The following is a 20191-nucleotide window of genomic DNA, read 5'->3' as shown; positions in this document are numbered from 1 at the left end:
ATGAACCAAATATGAACATCTTTATCTGTCTTTGTGCTGTTTGTTTAACCCGTTGGGGATTCACTTATTAGTCAGTAGCATGTACTTTGTCTGGCTGTAGATTTTAATCGTAGAGCACGAAGATAATGAAAGATCCCGAATTTTGGCACAAGAAATGGGCCTCCAACCAAATAGGATTTCACTTAGAAGATGTGAACCCATTGTTGATCGAATATTGGCCTCAACTCTCACCTCAACGAAATGAACGTGTATTTGTACCATTGTGCGGAAAAAGTGAAGATTTGATATGGCTCGCTTCTCAGCATGAACAGGTTCAGGGTGTAGAGCTGAGTGAAATTGCCGTTCGTTCCTTTTTTGCCGAGCATTTTTATACGCCAACGGTCACTCGCTTAAATGGAGCGCATGAACTGTATCAGTTTGATGAACTGATGATTTATACCGGAGATGTTTTTAGTGCGCCGCTAAAAGCGGTTGAGCTTATCTACGACCGAGCGGCGTTAGTTGCGCTGCCCCCTGAAATGCGAAAGGAGTACGTTACTCGCTTGCTTTCATTGTTGAAAGAGGGCGGAAGGGTGCTGCTTGTGACGCTGGATTACGTTCAAAGTGAAATGACGGGTCCTCCATTCTGTGTCGCCAAAAATGAAGTTGAGTCGTTATTCACTGACTGCAAAGTGACGTGTCTGTTTCGTGACGATGCTGATGAAAATCACCCTAAAATCAGTCAACGAGGATTAAGCCGTTTTGCTGAAGTCGTGTGGTTAATTGAGAAGTAACAGACTATGCTTAAATCGTTTATTTATACATCTTATACAACAATAAATAGGTAGGTTTTAGGCGTTTGATGAGAGCAAGCCATTACGTCTATATCAGCCGCTCTAATACTAAGGAAAAACTATGGGTTTGTTTAGTCGGAAGCCAAGCAGCAATCAACAGTCTAAAAAGAGCAGTGATGAACTTGTGGTTGATTCAATAAAACGCACGATGGCTTATATTGAGTTTGATCCACAAGGACATATTCTGACTGCCAGCTCCTCATTCTTACAAGTGTTGGGTTATTCATTATCGGAAGTGGTGGGCCAGCACCATCGAATGTTCTGTGAAAGTGAATTTGTTAATGCGCCTCAATATAGTCAACTTTGGCAAAATTTAGCGCAAGGTAAACCTCATGCGGGTACGTTTTGCCGTTTAACTAAAAGCCATAATAAAGTGTGGATTGAAGCTACGTACATCCCAGTAAAAGATGAGCAAGGAAAAGTGGTTAAGGTGGTGAAGATTGCCAGTGATGTCACTGCTGCAAAAGAGAAATTGGATAGACAAGTGGCCGTATTTGAAGCTGTCGATAAGTCAATGGCTGTGATTTCTTTCACTCCCGATGGGACGGTTGTGGAGGCGAATCCAAACTTTCTGTCCTGTGTTGGGTACAAATTACAAGAAATCGTTGGTAAACCACATCGCCTATTCTGTGACGATGAGTTTTATAGAAAGAACCCGAATTTTTGGGCGTCGCTCGCCAGCGGCCATTTTCAAACGGGATTATTTAAACGTTTTACAAAACATGGTGATGAAATTTGGTTAGAAGCGACTTACAACCCCATCTTTAACGAAAAGCATAAAGTGATTGGTGTGACTAAGTTTGCAACTGATGTCACGCAACGAGTACTGCAAGCTCGGGCGATTAAAGATGCAGCAGAAGTGGCGCATCACACCTCACAAGAAACGGTACATATTGCTCAACTCGGGACGGGAACGCTAGCCGAAGCCGCTTCCATTGCTAAAGAGATTGATAACGCGATCACTAAGGCGAATACATCGATGACGCAACTGGCCAACCAGTCGCAGCAAATCACCAAAATTGTAACCACCATTACAGGCATAGCAGAACAGACTAATTTGCTGGCGCTCAATGCCGCTATCGAGGCTGCGCGTGCTGGGGAGTATGGCCGGGGTTTTGCTGTGGTTGCTGATGAGGTGCGCTCATTAGCCTCCAATACCACCAAAGCGACCGATGAAATTGGTAATATTGTTAAGCTCAATAGCGAACTGACCAACAGCTCGACATCGATGATGGGGGCAATTCAAGGCCAAGTCACGGCATGTAATAGCAAACTAGAAGAGACGCAAAAGCTGATTGATGAAATGAGAAAAGCCGCGGACAGTGTGGTTGGCACAGTCAGTGAACTGATTAAAGAGTAAAGCTCTGCAGCGAGTATTGTTGGTGAAGAAAATGAAAGCGAGCCTAGTGGCTCGCTTTGCGTTTTTACAGAATCACTTGCACGCTTTTGGCACATTGAATTGCGTTGTGCAAAGCCTGTTTGAGTTCTTTATCTTTCGCCAGAGCAACCCCAAGCCGACGGCGTCCATCAATGTCTGGTTTACCAAACAGACGAAGTTGAGTGTGTGGGATAGACAGTGCTTCATTTATTCCATCAAATCTAAGGTTAGTGGAGGTGCCTTGACCTAAAATAACCGCAGATGCCGATGGCCCATATTGGGTAATACTGTTGATTGGCATACCCGTGAACGCGCGCACGTGTAACGCAAATTCAGACAGCTCTTGCGAAATGAGGGTGACCATTCCCGTATCATGTGGGCGAGGGGACACTTCATTGAAGATAACATTATCGCCTTTTACAAACAGTTCAACACCAAATAAGCCGTAACCACCGAGTGCATTAACCACTTGTTCTGCTACATATTCAGCGGCTTTAATTGCGTTAGCCGACATCACTTGTGGTTGCCATGATTCGCGATAATCCCCTTCCTCTTGTCGATGGCCAATGGGAGCGCAGAAATGGACACCATCCACTGCTCGAATCGTCAAGAGAGTAATTTCGTAGTCGAAATCGATAAAGCCTTCGACGATCACTCTACCAGCTCCACTGCGGCCACCTTCTTGAGCGTATGCCCAAGCGCGGCTAATATCCTCTTGCGTCTTAATCACACTTTGGCCTTTACCTGATGAACTCATCACAGGCTTAACTACGCAAGGCATACCGACATGCTCAATCGCCAGTACAAAATCATTATAGTCATCAGCAAACTGATAAGGAGAGGTAGGTAAGGCAAGAGTTTCTGCGGCTAAACGGCGAATGCCTTCACGGTTCATCGTCAATTGAGTGGCCGTTGCAGTGGGGACCACGTTTAAGCCTTGCGCTTCCAGTTCAACCAGCTTGTGAGTGGCAATTGCTTCAATTTCTGGCACCACGTAGTCTGGTTTTTCGAGTTCGATAATGGCTTGTAGCGCATCGCCATCGAGCATATCCAATACGTGGCTACGATGCGCCACCTGCATTGCTGGAGCGTTGGCGTAGCGATCACAGGCAATCACTTCTAAACCAAGGCGTTGGCATTCAATTGCCACCTCTTTGCCCAATTCTCCGGAACCAAGCAGTAAAACGCGGGTGGCATTTTCACGTGTAGTAGTACCAAACATAGTGAATCCTTACATTCAAGCAATAGGTAATAGCGAAAACAGCCAAAATCATACTAAAATTAAGAATAAAAGCAAACGTTTGCCTTTGTGATGAGAGATGAGTGATTTCCTGTTCGTGCTGTCGATAGAGTGGTTTGTGTAATACGCAGTAAACGAACTCATATCTGTACAAAATTAAGGCTGAAATAGCAATTAATGTGCAGTAAACAGCATTCGAGAAACTGCGTTAAGAATATGAAGTAATTTCAGTCTAAAGTTTATGTGGGATTGACTAAGAAAAAGACACCTATGGCTATGAAAACTTTCTTACGTTTGCGTTTTATTACTCTACACACGAAAACTGCTCTGTTGTTTTCTGTCGGGTTGGTTGGGATCATTCTTAGCAGCTTATTTATTACTCGCCACTTTTTTTTATATAGTTTGAATGAACTTGAATCAATTGAGATTCATCGAGATAGCAATCAAGCTCAGTCGGTCATTCAAGATCTTTTAGTACAGCAAGAAAAGCGTTCTTATGATTGGGCTTATTGGGATGAAACTTATCAGTTGCTGTTGAATGGTGACACTCAATTTGCTGAGCGCAACTTGTATCCTGATTCCCTCGATACTTTAGGTTTAGACGTTTTGGCTTTCATCACCGAATCTTCGCAATTGGTTGAATATTTATGTCGGGATATTGAATCTGGCACAAACTGTTCGTTAGTGGAACAGTTGATACGCTCACAAGGTGTGAGCGACCATTTAATTCAGATGCATCACACACTTGATGAGGATAAAACTAGCCGCTCTGGCCTCATCCGTGTGGAAAATAGTGTGTGGGTGGTGAGCCTAACTCCGGTGCGTAACAGTGAAGGTACGGCTGATGTTGTGGGGTGGATGCTATGGGGACAGCACTTAACCCGCCGTTTCCCTTCTCAGTATCAGAACCTACTAACCGCTAAAAATGACATTGTAGTTACCGATGCTCCTGTGATTTTACCTGTTAGTCATAATCAAGAAGGTATTGAAAGAGATCAAAATAATATCACGCATTACACCTTACTTAGTGATATGACAGGGCAACCTATTGGCTATCTAAAAACCAGTGCTCAGCGGCTTTACTATCAAAAAGGGAACGAAACTTTTTATTATTTGATTTTGACGATCATCATTGCGGCCGGCTTTGTCGCCGTGGCTACTTTTGCTCTGTTTCGCAGCAAGGTAGCCAAACGGTTTGAGAATTTTGAGCGTGGGATCAATCAGCTGATTGAAGAGAGTGCATTCTCTTCACAATCGAGTGATAAACAAGATGAGTTTGAACGAATTACCGAACTTGTCCGTTCACTTGCTGCCTCATCCTCCTTGGCGGAAGATAGGCTTAAAGAGACGTTACAGAAATTTGATGCACTCTATCAAAGCCAAAATCTCGGAATGTTGCTGGTGGTTGATCGCTTCATTGTCGATGTGAACCAAGCCTTGTTGGATATGCTTTCTTATTCTAGAGATGAGTTGGTTGGAAAGGTTTTAGATGAGTTTTGTATTATACAAAATGATGTGGTGTGCAGCAGTGAATTACTCTACCAAAATATAGAACAAGGGATGCGTGAATTTGAGGGACATGTTGTTACAAAGAGTCAGCAGCGTTTAGAGTGTCTTATCGAAGCTACATTGATAGAACAACGTGGGCATCGTTCTATCATGCTATCGATTACTGATATCAGCGAGCAAAAGCAGCAAGAGCAGCTTATTTACGACCTTACCCATTGTGACCCAGTGTCAGGTTTACTTAATCGTCCAACGATGATGAGCCAAGTCCAACCTTTGATTGACAATCCGACCGAATGTGGTGGGTTTTCCGTGCTCTACCTACGGGTTAAAAGACTAAAAGAAATTTCAGAAGTGTACGGACACAGTGCTTACGATATGGCCGTTAAACATTTTTCGGCTACGCTTAGAAACCGTTTCAACAGGTCCATAATGGGACGAATTAGTGAATATGAATTTATGGTGTGTGAGTTGGGTAACGGGGCAACCTCTTTTTTGATTCATAGAGGCACTAAGCTTATCGATAGTTACAAGAGGAAGACTGACATTGGCGGCTTGGAACTCGATTTGAGTGTGGAAGGTGCTGTGATTGATTCACAATTGGCTATCGATTCTTTTGAAACTTTGGTTCAAAGTGGTTTTTATGCCATTCAACAAACAGAGAAAGCTGGAGCCAGCCTGGTTGTTTCAGTGACACAAGAATTGTTTGTTCATGCCCAGAAGTCGTTAGCGATCAATCGAGATCTCATCTCAGCTGTGAAAGATGGCCATATTATTGCTTACTATCAGCCGATTGTTCGTGCAGACAGTGCCGAAATCATTGGCTTTGAAGCTCTGGCTCGCTGGGAACACACTCAACTTGGTATGGTTTCGCCAGCCGTATTTATCCCTTTGGCTGAGCAACGTAAAGTGATCATTGAATTGGGAGAGCAGATACTAGGCCAAGCCTGCCAATTTATTAACGAACTGCAAACGCAGTCGCAATTTTCGTTGGGTAAACGTCTAAGTATTCACGTCAATCTTTCTAGCCCGCATTTCTACAGTAAAAAATTGGTCGGGTACTTATCAGTATTGATTGAAAAATATCAAATTGAACCGGGACAATTAGTGCTCGAATTGACGGAAAGTATGTTGTTGGGGGCTGAAGAAGAGACGATCAAACGCATGGATGCGATAAAAAAACTCGGTATACAGTTGGCGCTTGATGATTTTGGTACGGGGTATTCCTCGTTTAGTACATTGTGTGATTTTCCATTAGATATAGTGAAGTTAGACCAGTCTTATATTTCCACATTGGAATCCAATGACAAAGCCAAAACTTTGGTGCGCAGTATTATCAATATGTCGCAAGAGCTAGGCTTAACTACCGTGGCTGAAGGGGTTGAAACTGCTTCGCAGCTGCGCAAACTCAAAGTCTGGAATATTGATGAGATCCAAGGCTTCTATTTTTACAAGCCGATGAGTAAACAAGAGGTGTTCGATAATTTGTTGGGCGGAAAGGATATGCGGTAAAACCTGTACCATCAAAAGGCAAAAATCCCCATTCGCGCTGGGGATTTTTCACTAGAGCGCCTAAACCACAAGATAGGAAAGAGGAATGTCTGGGTTAATTACTTCCAAGGTGGCTTGAGTATCGGCTAAATGGCTAATACTGCCATCAGACATCTCAACTAATGCGGCTGCGACAATATTATCAAAGCGTTGGCCATCCATCATTAACTGAACAAGAGCAACTTGCAATGGTGGTAAGCTTGGGTTGAATGCGGCATTTTCAGCATACGCACCGACGTAGGTTTTACCATTCTCAACTTGCAGGGCAACACCACTGAGATTGTTGGTATAGGGTGCGTAACTGCGGTTTAGGCCATTAAGGGCTAAGCCAATGAGTGGGTCATCTTCGCTAGTTGTTTTGCCGTGGTTAGCGTCTGCCATTAGACCAGAATCAACACCTAAATCAGCAGGACCAAATGATTCAGGTAGGTACTCTTGCAGTGACTTCTCATCACGCTGTGGTAGCTGAATGACAAGCGAGTCTGCGGTCGTAAGCTCATTCATAAACTGACGGCAGTGCCCACAAGGGCTGAAGTTGATGGTAATATCAGCAACGCCTTGTTCACCTTTCATCCACGCATGGCTGATGGCACATTGCTCGGCGTGTACGGTTTGGCCTAATTGTGCACCGGAAAACTCCATATTCGCGCCAAAGTACAAACGGCCCGATAAACCTCTGACGATGGCTCCCACGTAAAAGTTTGAAAGCGGTACATAAGCATAGGCGGCCGCAAAAGGCAGCAGTGCAACGCGCAATTCCGCATCGTCTAAGCCAGAAAGAGAAAGCAGTTGGTTGAACTGTTCTGGTGATAGGGTTGCGTCAAAATCATCGCACAGCAGAATGGGCGACAAAAATTCTGCAACGGTTTTTGGCGTATCAGCTAGCGCCTGTTCAATACGGCTTTTCATAATGAGTCCTTATCTATGTATTGACGAATATTCTAGGCGAAGAATGAAATTTTACTGAGATTTAAGTCACGTAATGCAATGTAACGTAATTTTGGTTTTCACATTTAGAGTGAGGTCACACATGAAATCGATTACAGTCAGCCTTAGAGTGAGACACGTCTACAATCAAAATCCATGAGTAGACGTATCTTTGATTTCTGTTGGCACTCTATAGCGTGGACAACCACATTGAAAAAGCAAAAAAACTTGGAGCAAGTATCGATGTGATTACGCCGCACACGACTAATGCAAGTGAACTAAATGCTGCGTCACGTGGATCTTTTTCAGCGCAGGTTGCTGTGCCCAGCGCATGAGATACGGTGCCCATGGTTAAGCCTTTAGCAATTGGATGCGTGATGTTGAGAAGGTTATAGATAGGGTAGGCGAGAATCGCGCCAAACAGCCCTACAATGACCACTAAAACGGCGGCAATGGCTGGCTCCCCACCGAGGTTACTGGAAACTTCCATCGCAATCGGTGTGGTAACTGATTTACCCAGTAGGCTGGCGATTAAATGTATATCCGTTTGAAGATAAACAGCAATTAAGCTGGCTGTGAGCATTGACATAGCACTGCCCACCCCGCAGGCGAGGGCAATGATGCGCCAATTTGAGCGGATCTGAGGCAGTTGTTCATAGAGAGGATAAGCCAGCGCCACCACGGCCGGTTGCAACAGAAAGCTCAGCCACTGGTTATCAGCATAGTAACTGGGATAAGGGATGTTAAAAAATAGCAAGATAGGAATGATGATCACAAGGCTGAGCAGTAACGGATTCATTATGGCCGTTTTGCATTTTTTACTGATCCAACGTGTCAGGAAAAAGACCGCAATCGTGAGCAATAACCACATCACTTATTCCCCTTTTTCAAAAAACGATCCAGCCCTAAACCCAGACAAACTAATACGATCAGCGTACCGCCCACCGCGCTAGCAAGAATCGGTATGGCGTTACTCATCAATAAATCAAAATGCTCGATTAATCCGACACTGATAGGGACAAATAAAATGACCATATAACGGATAAAAAGACTGGCACTGGGTTTTACCCATTCGACAGGCACGAGCCCACTTGCCAATAAACTAAACAGAATTAGCATTCCGATAATACTGCCCGGAATGGTGATGCCAAGCCAATGTTGAAGATTGATACCTGCCATCAGGCAAAGGAAAATCAGCCCCATAGAGACCAAATATTTTGCAATGGTATTCACAATAAAAGTCGGTGCCTTGTTGTGCCTAAACTATTTTCGGAAATGGAATCGCAGCGTGTTGGTTTGAAACCTGACAGCGCGAAAACCTCGTACATTAACTCGCGATGTCTTCCACATAACGGTAAACGGATTTTAAAATAGCCATTTTCTTTTCGTCACTGCTGTGGGTGTGAACTAAGTTCTCTAAATTGAGCATGTACTCTTCAAGGTGGCTTTCGAAATAATCACGACAGTGAGTTGCCCAACGTCTTTGCTCTTCGTCACTTAATGTCAATGGGTAATGGCGAGCGCGGTAGCGAAACAGCAAGGGTTCGATGCGCTTATCGCTAAAACTAATGTCTAATGCGGCGAGATTGACTGGGTCAGCTTGGCGAATGATCTCCATCGCCGCTTTGTCGGCTGGAGAGAAGAAACCGTCGTAGAGTTGAGTATCGACATCGTCACTGTGCTTATATTCTCGCTCAATTGTGTAGAGGCCAATCAGCTTTTCTCTGATCTCAGGGTACTGCTTGATGAGCGCTAAGTGTTCAAGGCACAGGTTTCTATCGACCCCGATATGGTCTGCATTTTCGGCCGTTAATGTTTTGGCCGGCGCAAGGATAGGGCATTTATTGAGATGCACTAATTTGATGGGCACTGGCAATTCATCTTCTGCCAACTCTTCGCGTTTGGTATATAGACGTTGATGCAGTTCTTCGCTGCTTAAATCGATCAGGGGTTGAGGGTTTTTGGCAAGGTCCACCACAATAACCGCATTTTGATTGGTGGGATGCCAAGCAATCGGCACGATCCAACTGGTATATTGGCATTCTCGGCCTAACATACCCGATACGTGCATTAAAGGTGTCATGTTGACGATATCAATCAGATCATTGAGTTTGCGTTTATGGCGCATGTTAAAAAAGTAATCAAACAACTTGGGTTGGGCGGCTTTTACTTTTTTGGCTAGCTCAATGGTGGCGATAACATCGGCCATAGCATCGTGGGCATTCGCATGTTCGATGCCATTGGCAACTGAGAGATGCTCAAGCTTAAAACTGGTAAAGCCTTCGTCATTTTCGGGCCAGTTGATGCCTTCTGGGCGTAGCGCATGGCAGGCGCGCATCACATCAAGTAAATCCCAGCGTGAATTGCCGTTTTGCCAGCTCCAAGCATACGGATCAATGAAATTACGATAGCAAGTGTAACGCGTTACTTCATCATCAAAACGAATACTGTTGTAACCAAGGCTGGTGGTATTGGGTGTGGCGAGTTGTTGATGAATTTTGGCGATAAATTCAGGCTCTGGCAAGCCTTGGGCCACCGCTTTTTGTGGAGTGATACCCGTAATAAGCGCCGCTTCTGGAGAAGGCAAATAGTCCGCTGGTGGTTGGCAATAGATAACCAGTGGTTCGCCAATAATATTAAAATCCATATCGGTGCGAACGCCCGCAAATTGGCTCGGACGATCTTTCGCAGGGTTGACTCCCCACGTCTCATAGTCGAGGAAAAAGAAAGTAGGCGGGTGCTCTTGTCGCATTCGATAGTATCCAGTCGCTGAAATTTAAGGTTTATTAGACCATTGCCCGTGTGACATAGCAATGTGCGAAGCATGCTCTGATGAGGATTTGAAATGAAAAAGCCGGCGCATTGGCACCGGCTTGGAGAAAAACGAGAACGCTCGATACTTTCTAGGCTTGCTGTTCTTGAACTTGTACCTGTTTACCGTTCAGTAATCGGCTGGTAATGGTACCTGCCGTCATTGAGCCTGAAACGTTCAACGCGGTGCGGGCCATATCAATCAACGGCTCAATGGAGATAAGTAGTGCTGCAATCGTCACCGGTAGGCCCATCGCTGGTAGCACGATTAAGGCTGCAAAAGTGGCACCGCCACCGACGCCGGCAATACCAAATGAGCTGATTGCGATAATAGCCACTAGCGACAAAATAAAGTGCACGTCCATTGGATTAATACCGACGGTAGGAGCAACCATCACAGCGAGCATGGCTGGGTAAATACCAGCGCAGCCGTTTTGACCAATAGTGGCACCGAATGAAGCCGATAGGTTGGCAATTGCTGGTGGTACGTTCAGCTTAGTAATTTGCGCTTCTACATTTAGAGGAATGGTTGCCGCTGAGCTACGTGAGGTGAACGCGAAGGTCAACACTGGCCAAATTTTTTGAAAATACTCTTTAGGGCTAACGCCTACAAAAGAAACCAATATACCGTGCACCACAAACATCAATGCAATGGCGACATAAGAGGCGACAATAAAACCGAGCAAACTCAGAATATCGCCCGCGCTTGATGTAGCGACAACTTTCGCCATCAACGCCGCAATACCGTAAGGGGTTAGTGCCATCACCATTTTCACGAGGCGCATCACAATCGACTGTATCGCTTCGACAAAGGTGCGGATTGGCGTTTCTAGCTCGGCTTTCTCTGACATTACTTTACGCGCCGCAATACCCGTTAGTACGCCAAAAATAACCACAGCGATGATCGAGGTTGAGCGAGCACCGGTTAAGTCGGCAAAAGGATTGGTCGGAATAAAGCTTAATAGCATTTGAGGAATAGTTAAATCACTCACAGTAGCGGCGCGGCTTTCTAGTACAGCAATACGCGCCGTTTCACGGCTGCCTTCAACGAGGCCGTCTGCTGTTAAACCAAAAGCTTGGGTGACAAAAATACCGATCAATGCCGAGACAGCGGTCGTCAGCAGTAAGATAGAAATGGTCAGGCCAGAGATTTTACCGAGCGAGCCACCTTTATCGAGCTTCACAACCGCAGCGATCATCGACACCAGCACCAAAGGCATAATCACCATTTTTAGCAAACCAACATAGCCGTTACCGACGACGTTGACCCAGCCTAATGTTTCCTTGATAGCCACATGTCCTTCACCAAGAACTACTTGTAGAGCAAGGCCAAATGCGCTGCCTAGGATTAACCCAAGTAGCACTAAGCGTGAAAGAGTGTGAGACTTTTTCTGCTGTCCGAAGAGAAAAAACAGAATGCCAATAAATACTGCGAGTGCGGCAATGGCTGCAACTGACATGATGCGACACCTTAAAAGTTGTGTACCCATGATTACGTTGATCGCCGATGAGCGATGTAGTCGATAATGCTAGGTAAAAGGGGAATAAAAGCGATGAAACGCAACCATATCTTTTAACATAGGTTAATCCAAAGACAAAATCAGCATGATTTAGAACAAATGGTTATCAATCTTTCTATTGTGCTGGTAAATGAACCGATCGGTGAGTTATTTAAGCAAGTCATTGATACTTCTTGAGCAAGGCAAGCATGTCGCTAGAGTGCAAAATATCTATGGCGTGTGGTTGTATCTGAAAGAGGCAATAGAGCATAGCGCTTGCAACATCTTGCGCGGAAATGGGGATAAAATTGCGTAAGCGCCCTAGTAGCAGAGGGTGCAATAGAGTCAGAATCACTCGTACCCATTTTTCATCCGTTCGCTTGTTTTTCCGAATGCCAGTTAGAGGCCCAGGCCTGACGAAGGTCACTTGTTCAAAACCCATTCGGCGAATGGTTTCTTCCATTCTCCCTTTGCATTGTAAGTAATGAGATCGAGAGCGAGCTTTGGCACCTAAGCTCGAAACGATGGCAATGCGCTTGACACCCAATGTCTTCATTGTTTGAGCAACTTGACAAACCAACTCATAGTCTACTTTCTCCAGCCCCTGCTTTGAACCCGCTTGCTTACGGGTAGTCCCTAGTGCGATGAGACCAAGCTGGGGAGGGACAAAACTTTCATCCCAGTGCGTGATTTGCAACTGCGGATGAATGATTTCTTGCAACTTTGGGTGTTGGATTTCGGTGCTTTTTCTGACTAAAGAATAGATTTGAGAGACGGCTTGCTCTTCTAGCATGATGGCTAAAGCATGCTGCCCAACGAGACCGGAAGCGCCAGCAATAATCACAGTTTTGTGTCGCTTATCCATCGTTTTCTCCTTTTTTACCTTGCAGTGATTGTATGCAGTGCTGCTTACTTATGGCAGTTTATTCTTTCGCTTTCATCGTATTCAACCATTTATAAGCACCTATTTTAGAAATAACGCTTTAGTGACATTGCATCTTTATCGCTATTAACTAAATTTTTAGTGTAGGTAACTAAAAGAAATGAGCTGCTGTCAAATACAGAGATAAGGCGTAATAACAATGAAAATAAAATCTAAACTGTTGCTCAGCTTGATTTCGGCGACCATTATCCCTGTTGCTATTGTTTCAACGGTAATGGTGACGAATTTACGTTCACAAGCCGTTAGTGATTTTATTGAACAAAGTCATGGAGAAATGAGTCAGGTTGATAATGCTATCGCCATCTATTTTTCTGGCATTGAACAAAATGTGAAAATGTTAGCCAACTCACCCGCGTTGCAAAAAGTGGACAGTTCCATTACCCGTTATATCGACAAAATAGCTGAACCGATGACCCCAGATAGCAATGGAATGGTGGAGCGTGGAATTTATGAAGCGCTTTACCTTATGGGTGAGGCGCACAAAGGTTATTCGTACGTTTACATGGGAACCAAAGAGGGCGGATATATACAATGGCCGACGGGTAAGGCGTCAGACAATTATGATCCTAGAGCTCGCCCGTGGTACAAAACGGCGATGTCTAGCCCAGGCGAGATAAAACGCACTCAAGCCTATTATTGGGAGCCTGATGACGCCACGATTGTGAGCAATGTTTTGTCCTTTAATGCTGCTGGTACCCAAAATGCTGGGGTGGTTGCGATTGATGTTTCGCTAAAAACACTGACGGATATCGTGAAGAAGATAAAACTAGGCGAAACCGGATACATTATGATGGTTGAGGATAGCGGTAACGTCTTGGTGGATGCTAAGTATCCAGAGAACAATTTTCAACCCCTTGACTCCTTAGCTGCTGCATACAAAACGATAGGTCAAACATCCTCTGGTTTTATCAATATCGAAATTGGCGGTGTGGAATATATGGCTAATGTCATGAATTCCGAAAAGTTAGGTTGGAAGTTCGTTGGCCTGATTACTACCGAAGAAGTTATGGCAGAAAGCAATAGCTTGATCAAATACATTTTAGCGATTGTTTTTGTGTTGACAGTGATTTTCATCATTGGCGCACTTTTTTTGGCGGGGTTGATCGCCAAGCCGCTTAGTTTAGTTTCAAACGGCTTACAAGAGATAGCTGAAGGGGAAGGTGATTTAACCAAGGAATTGGTCATTCGTTCGAACGATGAAACGGGTCAATTGGCTGTGTATTTCAACGCATTTTTGAAAGCCATTCGATTACTTGTACAGCAAATAGGCCATGCAGGAGAACAGATGGGGGAATCGGCGCAAAGAGCGGCAACAATATCGGAAGACTTGTCAGCCGTTTCTCAACGACAGAAACAAGCGGTTGAGATGGTATCAACGGCGTTTAATGAAATGGTGTCTACTGCCAATGAAGTAGCAACGCTATGCAGCTCGGCAGCCCAGGCCGCTGATGACAGTCAGCAATTAGTGAGTCAAGGCCAGCAAAATATCCACACCGCGGTTTCTAGTGTCAATCAGTTAGCTGATTATATTTCAACGTCTTCAACCACGATTCAAGAGTTAGAAAATGATAGCCAAGGTATTACTGCAATTTTAGATACCATTCGCGGCATTGCTGAACAGACCAACCTGTTGGCTTTAAACGCGGCGATTGAAGCGGCCCGTGCAGGGGAGCAGGGAAGAGGTTTTGCTGTTGTTGCGGATGAGGTTCGTGCACTCGCAAAACGTACGCAAGATTCAACTAAAGAAATCAACGGCTTAGTGGTACGTTTGCAAAATAGGACCAAAGAAGTCGCAGAACAGATGACAGTGAGCTTAAATGCGTCACGGAAAACCGTGACAACGACTGAGTCGGTCAACGATAGCTTTACTGGCATCTATCAGTCAGTATTGTCGATTCACGATATGAATACTCAAATCGCAACGGCTGCCGAAGAGCAGCACCTAGTCGCAGAAGAAATTAATCGTAATATTCATCAAGTACAAGAAGATACTCAAAAAGTTGATGATGTATCGAGCCGAGCTCTACTGAACTCACAAAATCTCGCGAGTTCAGCTGATGATCTGAATAATTTAGTGAGTAAGTTTAAGACCCAGTAATTTCTGGGGAGATTTTTTATACCTAACCCATTTGAAGGAGAGAAAGTTAACCACTGACTTGTTGTTTCCATAAGCGTGCGTAAAGTCCTGCACGTGCGAGCAACGCTTCGTGAGTACCTTGCTCGGCCACTTGCCCATCTTCGATGACGATAATGTTATCGGCATGACGAATCGTCGATAACCGATGTGCAATACTGATCACCGTTCGATCATGGCAAATGGTTTCCATGTTGCTCATGATGGCCGCCTCTGACTGATAATCGAGCGCTGAAGTCGCTTCATCAAGCAGTAAGATTTTTGGGTTAACTAACAATGCGCGAGCCAGTGCAATGCGTTGACGTTGCCCGCCAGATAAGTTGGCACCTCTTTCTCCTACTTGTTGTTCAAACCCTTGTGGCAGCGCTTCAATAAAGCTTAACGCACCAGCAAGCTTTGCAACGTTTATCAGATCTGCATCGCTTGCATCGGGTTTACAAAGACGAATATTGTCGGCAACGCTGCCTGAAAATAGCATGCTTTCTTGCAGCACCACACTCATGCTGCGCCTTAACGAGACCGGATCTGCAATGGCGAGATCCATACCATCGACTAAGACTTGCCCATGCAAAGGTACATAAAGACGCTGTAGCAGTTTCGTTAATGTACTTTTTCCAGATCCGGAAGGCCCAGTAATACCAATAAATTGCCCCGGAGCGATGGTCAACGAGAGATTCGCTAAGACTTCCGGTGCATCGATATGATAACGGAAGCGAACATTTTTAAACTCAATGCCTCCTTGAACAGAAGGGATGGAAGCAAGGCCATCTTTACTATTTTCAGCCGGTTCGTTAAGAATGTCGCCTACGCGACGCAAGGCTACTAAGGTGTGCTGGAAATCTTGCCACACTTGCGCAAGTCGCAAAACGGGTTGAGTAACATGCCCTGCTAGCATATTGAAGGCGACCAATTCACCGGGGGTGAGCTGCCCATTGAGCACTAAATTGACTCCCCACCAAAGTAAAATGGCAGCGGCTACTTTCTGCACTAAGGCAATCAATTGCCCAGCAATTAAACTGGCTTTTTGGGCTGAAAACGCGCATTCAATTTGTCGACTGAGTATTTGCTGCCACCGTTCTAAAAATCGAGCTTCCGTTGCGGTTGTCTTGATTGTTTCTATACCCGTTATAGATTCAGTCAGGAAGGTGGTTGTCTCTGCTTCTGCGTCATACTCTGTCGTTACCTTGTGACGAACCCAAGGTCCAATACCTAACCACAGCAGAAAATAAATCACTAATGAACCGATAATCAGCCCGGTGAGCGCTGGCGCATAATGAAACATCACACCAATAAAGAGGGTGATAAAAATGAGATCCAAGAGCAGCATTAAGGTTGAGCCCGTCAAAAACTGACGTATTTGCCCCATTTCCCGTACGCGGGCGATGATTTGCCCCGTTTGACGCTGCTTGAAATAACTTAATGGAAGATTAATCAAATGCCGATACAATCGCCCTGATAGTTCTGCATTGACTTGACTAGAAAGATGACCAAAAACCGTATTGCGCAAATAACTGTAAAGAGGTTCAGCAATGGCTAGCGCAAGCATAGCCAGCGCTAAAACGTGCAAACTCGACAAACTTCGCCCCACAAGAACCTTATCAATAACGGTTTCAAAAAGTTTGGGACCAAACAGGGCAAACAGTTGCAGCACAATCGAATACAGAAACACATCACGTAGCTGTTTTGACTGACGAAGTACCGAAGGCATAAACCAGCGGAGGCCAAAAGCGACATCGCTTGGCTCTATACTCTGCTCAATCAGTAATAAGACCTCATAACAGGAACTTGACGATCCTTGCGCCAACGGAAACTCGAAATAGCGCTGTTTAATGGGATCGTACAAGGTCCAACCATACTCGTTTAGCGCATGAATGACATGCCATTGCTGACGGATTTTGACCAATGCAGGTAGCGGGATCGGCTCGCTTCCTCTGACGGTGATCATTCGGCTTTTCAGACCAATAGATTGAGCGGCTCGCTGAATGTCGAGAGCACTGAGCTCATTTTCGGCAACGCCTAGTGTATGAATCAGTTGTGATGGCGTGACTTTCTTATCAAATGAAAGGCTGGCAAACGAGAGGGCCGCTAATGCGCCATGGCTTTCTTGATCATGAACCGTTGAGACGGTGTTGGTTAAGGTATCCACTCTATTTTTCTCGCAATGCTTCAGCTTGATATTCTCGGATTGGGCTGAGTAGATAATCGATGATCCGACGTTGGTCGGTTTTAATCTCAGCCACGACAGACATACCGGGCAATAAGGCAACAGAGGCACCATCGACCTCAATTGTGTGGTTTAACAATTGCACTTGAGCGGGAAAAACCAACCCAAGTTGCTCATCCATTGTCGAGTCTCTAGAGACGTGGACCAATGTTGCCGACAAGGTGCCGTAACGCGTATAGGGAAAGGCATCAATTTTCAACGTCACGGGTTGGCCAGCATAAATAAAGCCAATGTCTTTATTGAGAATTTTAACTTCGGCGACTTGTACCGAATCGTCAGGCACAATAATCATCAAATTTTGTGCTGGTTGTAAGACCGCTCCAAGGGTGTGAACACTCAATTGCTGTACAGTGCCAGTGACAGGAGAGCGAACCACTTGTAATCCTTCATGTTCGCGTACTTTGTCCAGTTCATGTTGCAACGCTGAGAGTTGTAGGTGTGCTTGCTGACTTTTGTCTTGCCACTCTCTGGCTTTTTGCGCACGCAGCGCTTTTAAACGCTCTTCTAGGTTGAGATATTGCTTTTGCAGCACGTGCTGTTGTGATGTTTGCTGGGCTAACGCTCGTTCGGATTCTAATAACTCTTTTTCCTGCTCCAGATACTGCACTTGACCTATTAAACGCTGTTGCTTGAGCTTTTTTTGAGCATCAAGGCGCTGAGTAATATTACTCACTAACTGTTTTAAGCCTCTGATATCGACCTCAAGTGAGGATTGGGAAGCAAGATTGACCTGCATTTCAGCACGCAAGTTTTCCAACACCGATGTGAATTCGTTCTTTTCAGTATCAAAGCTGTCAATGACCTCTTGCTGCGCCGAAGGTGCCAATGCCAAATACAGGGGATGTTGAGCTAGAACAGCCTTACCACGCAACGCTTGATACTTGAGAAATTCATGGGTTTGATAGCGTATTTGATGACGCAAACGTTCAATATCTTGGCTAACGCCTAACGTGTCCAGAGTCAGTAAGGGCATCCCTTTTTCGACACGTTCGCCGTCTGCTATATGGATTTGTGCTACTCGGCTTTGTTCGTAAGACTGAATCACTTGCGAGCGCCCAGGGACTAACAGCCGCCCGTTTGCGGTCGCTTGGATATCCAATTTCCCCCAATAGGTCCAAAGTAAGGTGAGCAGTAACCCTACACTTAGCGTGATGGCGGTGATGCGAGCAAACGGAGAGGGTGGGCTCTGCTGTAGAGCAAGATGGCCGGGTAAAAACTCAAAGTAGCCGTTCGTTTTCGAGCGCTTAGAGCGAAGCTTCTTTAACTGAGAGATCATACTCGCTCATCCTCTTGTTTTAATGCTTGTTGCAGTTGCCACAACTGGAAATATTTGCCTTGCTCTGCGAGAAGTTGTAGATGCGTGCCTTGCTCTGTAATCTCGCCTTTTTCCAGCACGATAATCCGGTCACACTCTCTTACCGTAGAGAGGCGGTGTGCAATGGTAATAACGGTACGCCCGGCGGCAATTTGCTCCATATTGGTTTGAATGATGGCTTGTGATTCATCATCTAAAGCGCTGGTGGCTTCATCAAGAATCAAAATCTTAGGGTCTGCAAGCAGTGTGCGGGCAATGGCTAAACGTTGTCGTTGTCCGCCTGAAAGTGACTGCCCCCCTTCAGCTAAAATCGTGTCGTAACCCAGTGGCAGCTTTAAAATGAACTCATGAGCGCCCGCTAATTTTGCTGCTTGCACAATCTCATCCAAACTGGCTTGTGGCTTTGAATGGGCAATGTTGTCACTAACACTTTTACTAAAGAGAAAGTTCTCTTGTGATACCACCCCCAACTGGCGACGCAATTCATGAACACCGATCTGTTTGAGTGGGGTGTTATCGAACATGATTTGGCCTGATTCAGGGCTGTACAGCTTGAGTAAAAGCCGAGCCAAGGTGCTTTTTCCCGACCCCGAGCCACCGACCACACCAATTTTCTCACCCGCTTGGATATCAAGTGAAAGCTGATTGATGGTCAGCGGTAAATCGGGTTGATAACGGAAACTCACTTTACTGAGAGTGATCGCACCTTGCAGTTGTAGGGGATGGCTGGCTTGCTGCTGCTCGGTGGGCAAATTGAGTAGGTCGGAAAGTTTATCGACTGCAATTTGCGCTTGTATAAATTGCCCCCACAGCTCGACGAGCCGGGCAAGAGTTTGTGCAACATGACTGGCGAGCATGTTAAAAGCGATCAGTTGACCTATGGTCATTTGTAACGCGAGCACTTCTGATGCGCCAATCCATAGTAGAAAGACGCTCGCTATTTTTTGGATGAACTGCACTGCGTGGCTAGAGCGGTTATTCCACTGCTGAACCACATAGTTGCTCGATATCATCTGTTCGGTTTGAGTATCCCAACGTCGAATAAAGCGAGGTTCAGTCGCTAAGCTTTTAATGGTATCACTCCCCGCGACGGTTTCAGTTAGAAACGAAGTGTTGTGCGCCATATGGGTAAATTGTTGTTCAATCGCTTGTTGCAGCCTTGGGGTTAGCCACCAAGCCAAAAAGAGATAACACGGCAGTGTGGCCAATACCAATAAGGTTAGCCCGCCAGAAAGTAAGCTCATCACATAGAAAAAGATCACGAGAAAAACGAGATCAATCGTGAGGGTAAACATTGAACCTGTGATGAACTCGCGTATGGTATCGAGCTCTCTTACTCGAGTCACAATCGCCCCAACTTGCCTTGATTTGAAAAACAGCAGCGGCAAACCAAACAGATGGTGAACCAATTTAATGCCAAGCTTAATATCAATGCGGTTAGCGGTATGAGCATATTGATATTCGCGTAAACCGCGTAGCAATACCTCAGCTATTCCAGAAATAACTAAGACGAACACTAAAACATCGAGTGTCGAGTGGGCTTGATGCACTAATACTTTGTCCATCACGACTTGAAAAAATAGCGGTGTAATAAGTGCAATAACTTGCAGTACGAAAGAGAATAAAACAATCTCAGCGATTAAATGTTTATGTTGCGATAATTCAGGTAAGAACCAACGAATATCAAAAGAGGATTGTTTTTTTTTGATATCTAGCGTTTTTCCATTCCAATTCTGTTTTAAATAGCTTGCATCTACTACTTTGGGGGTATCTGAATCACATGGATGAATTAAACATTTATCCTGTTCAACTTTAGCTAAAATAAATGGG

14 protein-coding genes are annotated in these 20191 nt (G+C 45.0%); 4 read left to right on the top strand and 10 right to left on the bottom strand.

All coding sequences use genetic code 11. From position 1 onward, the window contains the following. The first annotated feature begins 125 nt into the window (after positions 1 to 125). Positions 126 to 773 carry a thiopurine S-methyltransferase gene (locus B9J84_RS14140; RefSeq protein ID WP_094124403.1) on the top strand — a complete coding sequence of 216 codons (648 nt, stop codon included), beginning with the start codon at positions 126 to 128 and terminating at the stop codon, positions 771 to 773. 121 nt (positions 774 to 894) lie between these two features. Then, positions 895 to 2193, top strand: coding sequence for a PAS domain-containing methyl-accepting chemotaxis protein (locus B9J84_RS14135; protein WP_094124402.1), 1299 nt, complete (start codon positions 895 to 897; stop codon positions 2191 to 2193). 64 nt (positions 2194 to 2257) lie between these two features. Here B9J84_RS14135 and purT read toward each other — a convergent pair whose 3' ends face one another. Beyond that, positions 2258 to 3433 (bottom strand): formate-dependent phosphoribosylglycinamide formyltransferase, encoded by a 1176-nt coding sequence (gene purT, locus B9J84_RS14130; RefSeq protein ID WP_094124401.1) that lies wholly within the window; start codon positions 3431 to 3433, stop codon positions 2258 to 2260. A 288-nt stretch (positions 3434 to 3721) separates the two neighbouring features. On the opposite strand from purT, the gene B9J84_RS14125 reads away from it, so the two are divergent. Beyond that, a complete protein-coding gene (locus tag B9J84_RS14125) occupies positions 3722 to 6469 on the top strand; it encodes an EAL domain-containing protein (protein WP_404207443.1) in 2748 nt (915 codons plus the stop codon). Positions 6470 to 6529: 60 nt separating this feature from the next. On the opposite strand, the gene cdd is transcribed toward B9J84_RS14125, so the two are convergent. The 6 genes from cdd to B9J84_RS14095 all read right to left on the bottom strand — a co-directional run bounded on the left by cdd (position 6530) and on the right by B9J84_RS14095 (position 12610). Continuing rightward, positions 6530 to 7417 carry a cytidine deaminase gene (gene cdd, locus B9J84_RS14120; protein WP_094124399.1) on the bottom strand — a complete coding sequence of 296 codons (888 nt, stop codon included), beginning with the start codon at positions 7415 to 7417 and terminating at the stop codon, positions 6530 to 6532. A 208-nt stretch (positions 7418 to 7625) separates the two neighbouring features. After that, the gene (locus B9J84_RS14115; RefSeq protein ID WP_094124398.1) at positions 7626 to 8306 is read right to left on the bottom strand and encodes a CidB/LrgB family autolysis modulator; all 681 of its coding nucleotides are present in this window, start codon (positions 8304 to 8306) and stop codon (positions 7626 to 7628) included. Beyond that, positions 8306 to 8638 carry a CidA/LrgA family protein gene (locus tag B9J84_RS14110; RefSeq protein ID WP_033197434.1) on the bottom strand — a complete coding sequence of 111 codons (333 nt, stop codon included), beginning with the start codon at positions 8636 to 8638 and terminating at the stop codon, positions 8306 to 8308. The genes B9J84_RS14115 and B9J84_RS14110 overlap by 1 nt, the downstream gene beginning before the upstream one ends. 124 nt (positions 8639 to 8762) lie before the next feature. Further along, positions 8763 to 10187, bottom strand: coding sequence for an exodeoxyribonuclease I (gene sbcB / locus B9J84_RS14105; RefSeq protein ID WP_017047014.1), 1425 nt, complete (start codon positions 10185 to 10187; stop codon positions 8763 to 8765). A 151-nt stretch (positions 10188 to 10338) separates the two neighbouring features. After that, positions 10339 to 11706 (bottom strand): L-cystine transporter, encoded by a 1368-nt coding sequence (locus B9J84_RS14100; protein ID WP_026028454.1) that lies wholly within the window; start codon positions 11704 to 11706, stop codon positions 10339 to 10341. 220 nt (positions 11707 to 11926) lie between these two features. Then, positions 11927 to 12610 carry an NAD(P)H-binding protein gene (locus B9J84_RS14095; RefSeq protein ID WP_013856632.1) on the bottom strand — a complete coding sequence of 228 codons (684 nt, stop codon included), beginning with the start codon at positions 12608 to 12610 and terminating at the stop codon, positions 11927 to 11929. A gap of 217 nt (positions 12611 to 12827) precedes the next feature. Between B9J84_RS14095 and B9J84_RS14090 the strand changes: the two genes are divergently transcribed. Continuing rightward, positions 12828 to 14786, top strand: coding sequence for a methyl-accepting chemotaxis protein (locus tag B9J84_RS14090; RefSeq protein WP_094124397.1), 1959 nt, complete (start codon positions 12828 to 12830; stop codon positions 14784 to 14786). 46 nt (positions 14787 to 14832) lie between these two features. Here B9J84_RS14090 and B9J84_RS14085 read toward each other — a convergent pair whose 3' ends face one another. The 3 genes from B9J84_RS14085 to B9J84_RS14075 all read right to left on the bottom strand — a co-directional run. Continuing rightward, the gene (locus B9J84_RS14085; RefSeq protein ID WP_094124396.1) at positions 14833 to 16968 is read right to left on the bottom strand and encodes a type I secretion system permease/ATPase; all 2136 of its coding nucleotides are present in this window, start codon (positions 16966 to 16968) and stop codon (positions 14833 to 14835) included. Position 16969: 1 nt separating this feature from the next. Beyond that, positions 16970 to 18322 (bottom strand): HlyD family type I secretion periplasmic adaptor subunit, encoded by a 1353-nt coding sequence (locus tag B9J84_RS14080; RefSeq protein WP_094124395.1) that lies wholly within the window; start codon positions 18320 to 18322, stop codon positions 16970 to 16972. Further along, the coding region (locus B9J84_RS14075; protein ID WP_094124394.1) for a type I secretion system permease/ATPase at positions 18319 to 20191 on the bottom strand (1873 nt) is incomplete at its 5' end. The genes B9J84_RS14080 and B9J84_RS14075, both read right to left, overlap by 4 nt.

The sequence above is a fragment of the Vibrio sp. V03_P4A6T147 genome, assembly GCF_002241085.1.
Lineage (GTDB): Bacteria > Pseudomonadota > Gammaproteobacteria > Enterobacterales > Vibrionaceae > Vibrio > Vibrio anguillarum.
The sequence above is the reverse complement of the archived record's forward strand: the minus strand, read 5'-3'. Positions and strand labels throughout refer to the sequence as shown.

Excerpts from the sequence above, each read along its gene's own strand:
- B9J84_RS14135 (WP_094124402.1), top strand. The coding sequence starts at position 895 with ATGGGTTTGTTTAGTCGGAAGCCAAGCAGCAATCAACAGTCTAAAAAG.
- B9J84_RS14125 (WP_404207443.1), top strand. The coding sequence starts at position 3,722 with ATGGCTATGAAAACTTTCTTACGTTTGCGTTTTATTACTCTACACACG.
- sbcB (WP_017047014.1), bottom strand. The coding sequence starts at position 10,187 with ATGCGACAAGAGCACCCGCCTACTTTCTTTTTCCTCGACTATGAGACG.
- B9J84_RS14090 (WP_094124397.1), top strand. The coding sequence starts at position 12,828 with ATGAAAATAAAATCTAAACTGTTGCTCAGCTTGATTTCGGCGACCATT.
- B9J84_RS14080 (WP_094124395.1), bottom strand. The coding sequence starts at position 18,322 with ATGATCTCTCAGTTAAAGAAGCTTCGCTCTAAGCGCTCGAAAACGAAC.
- purT (WP_094124401.1), bottom strand. The coding sequence starts at position 3,433 with ATGTTTGGTACTACTACACGTGAAAATGCCACCCGCGTTTTACTGCTT.
- B9J84_RS14100 (WP_026028454.1), bottom strand. The coding sequence starts at position 11,706 with ATGTCAGTTGCAGCCATTGCCGCACTCGCAGTATTTATTGGCATTCTG.
- B9J84_RS14115 (WP_094124398.1), bottom strand. The coding sequence starts at position 8,306 with ATGTGGTTATTGCTCACGATTGCGGTCTTTTTCCTGACACGTTGGATC.
- B9J84_RS14110 (WP_033197434.1), bottom strand. The coding sequence starts at position 8,638 with ATGGGGCTGATTTTCCTTTGCCTGATGGCAGGTATCAATCTTCAACAT.
- B9J84_RS14095 (WP_013856632.1), bottom strand. The coding sequence starts at position 12,610 with ATGGATAAGCGACACAAAACTGTGATTATTGCTGGCGCTTCCGGTCTC.
- B9J84_RS14140 (WP_094124403.1), top strand. The coding sequence starts at position 126 with ATGAAAGATCCCGAATTTTGGCACAAGAAATGGGCCTCCAACCAAATA.
- cdd (WP_094124399.1), bottom strand. The coding sequence starts at position 7,417 with ATGAAAAGCCGTATTGAACAGGCGCTAGCTGATACGCCAAAAACCGTT.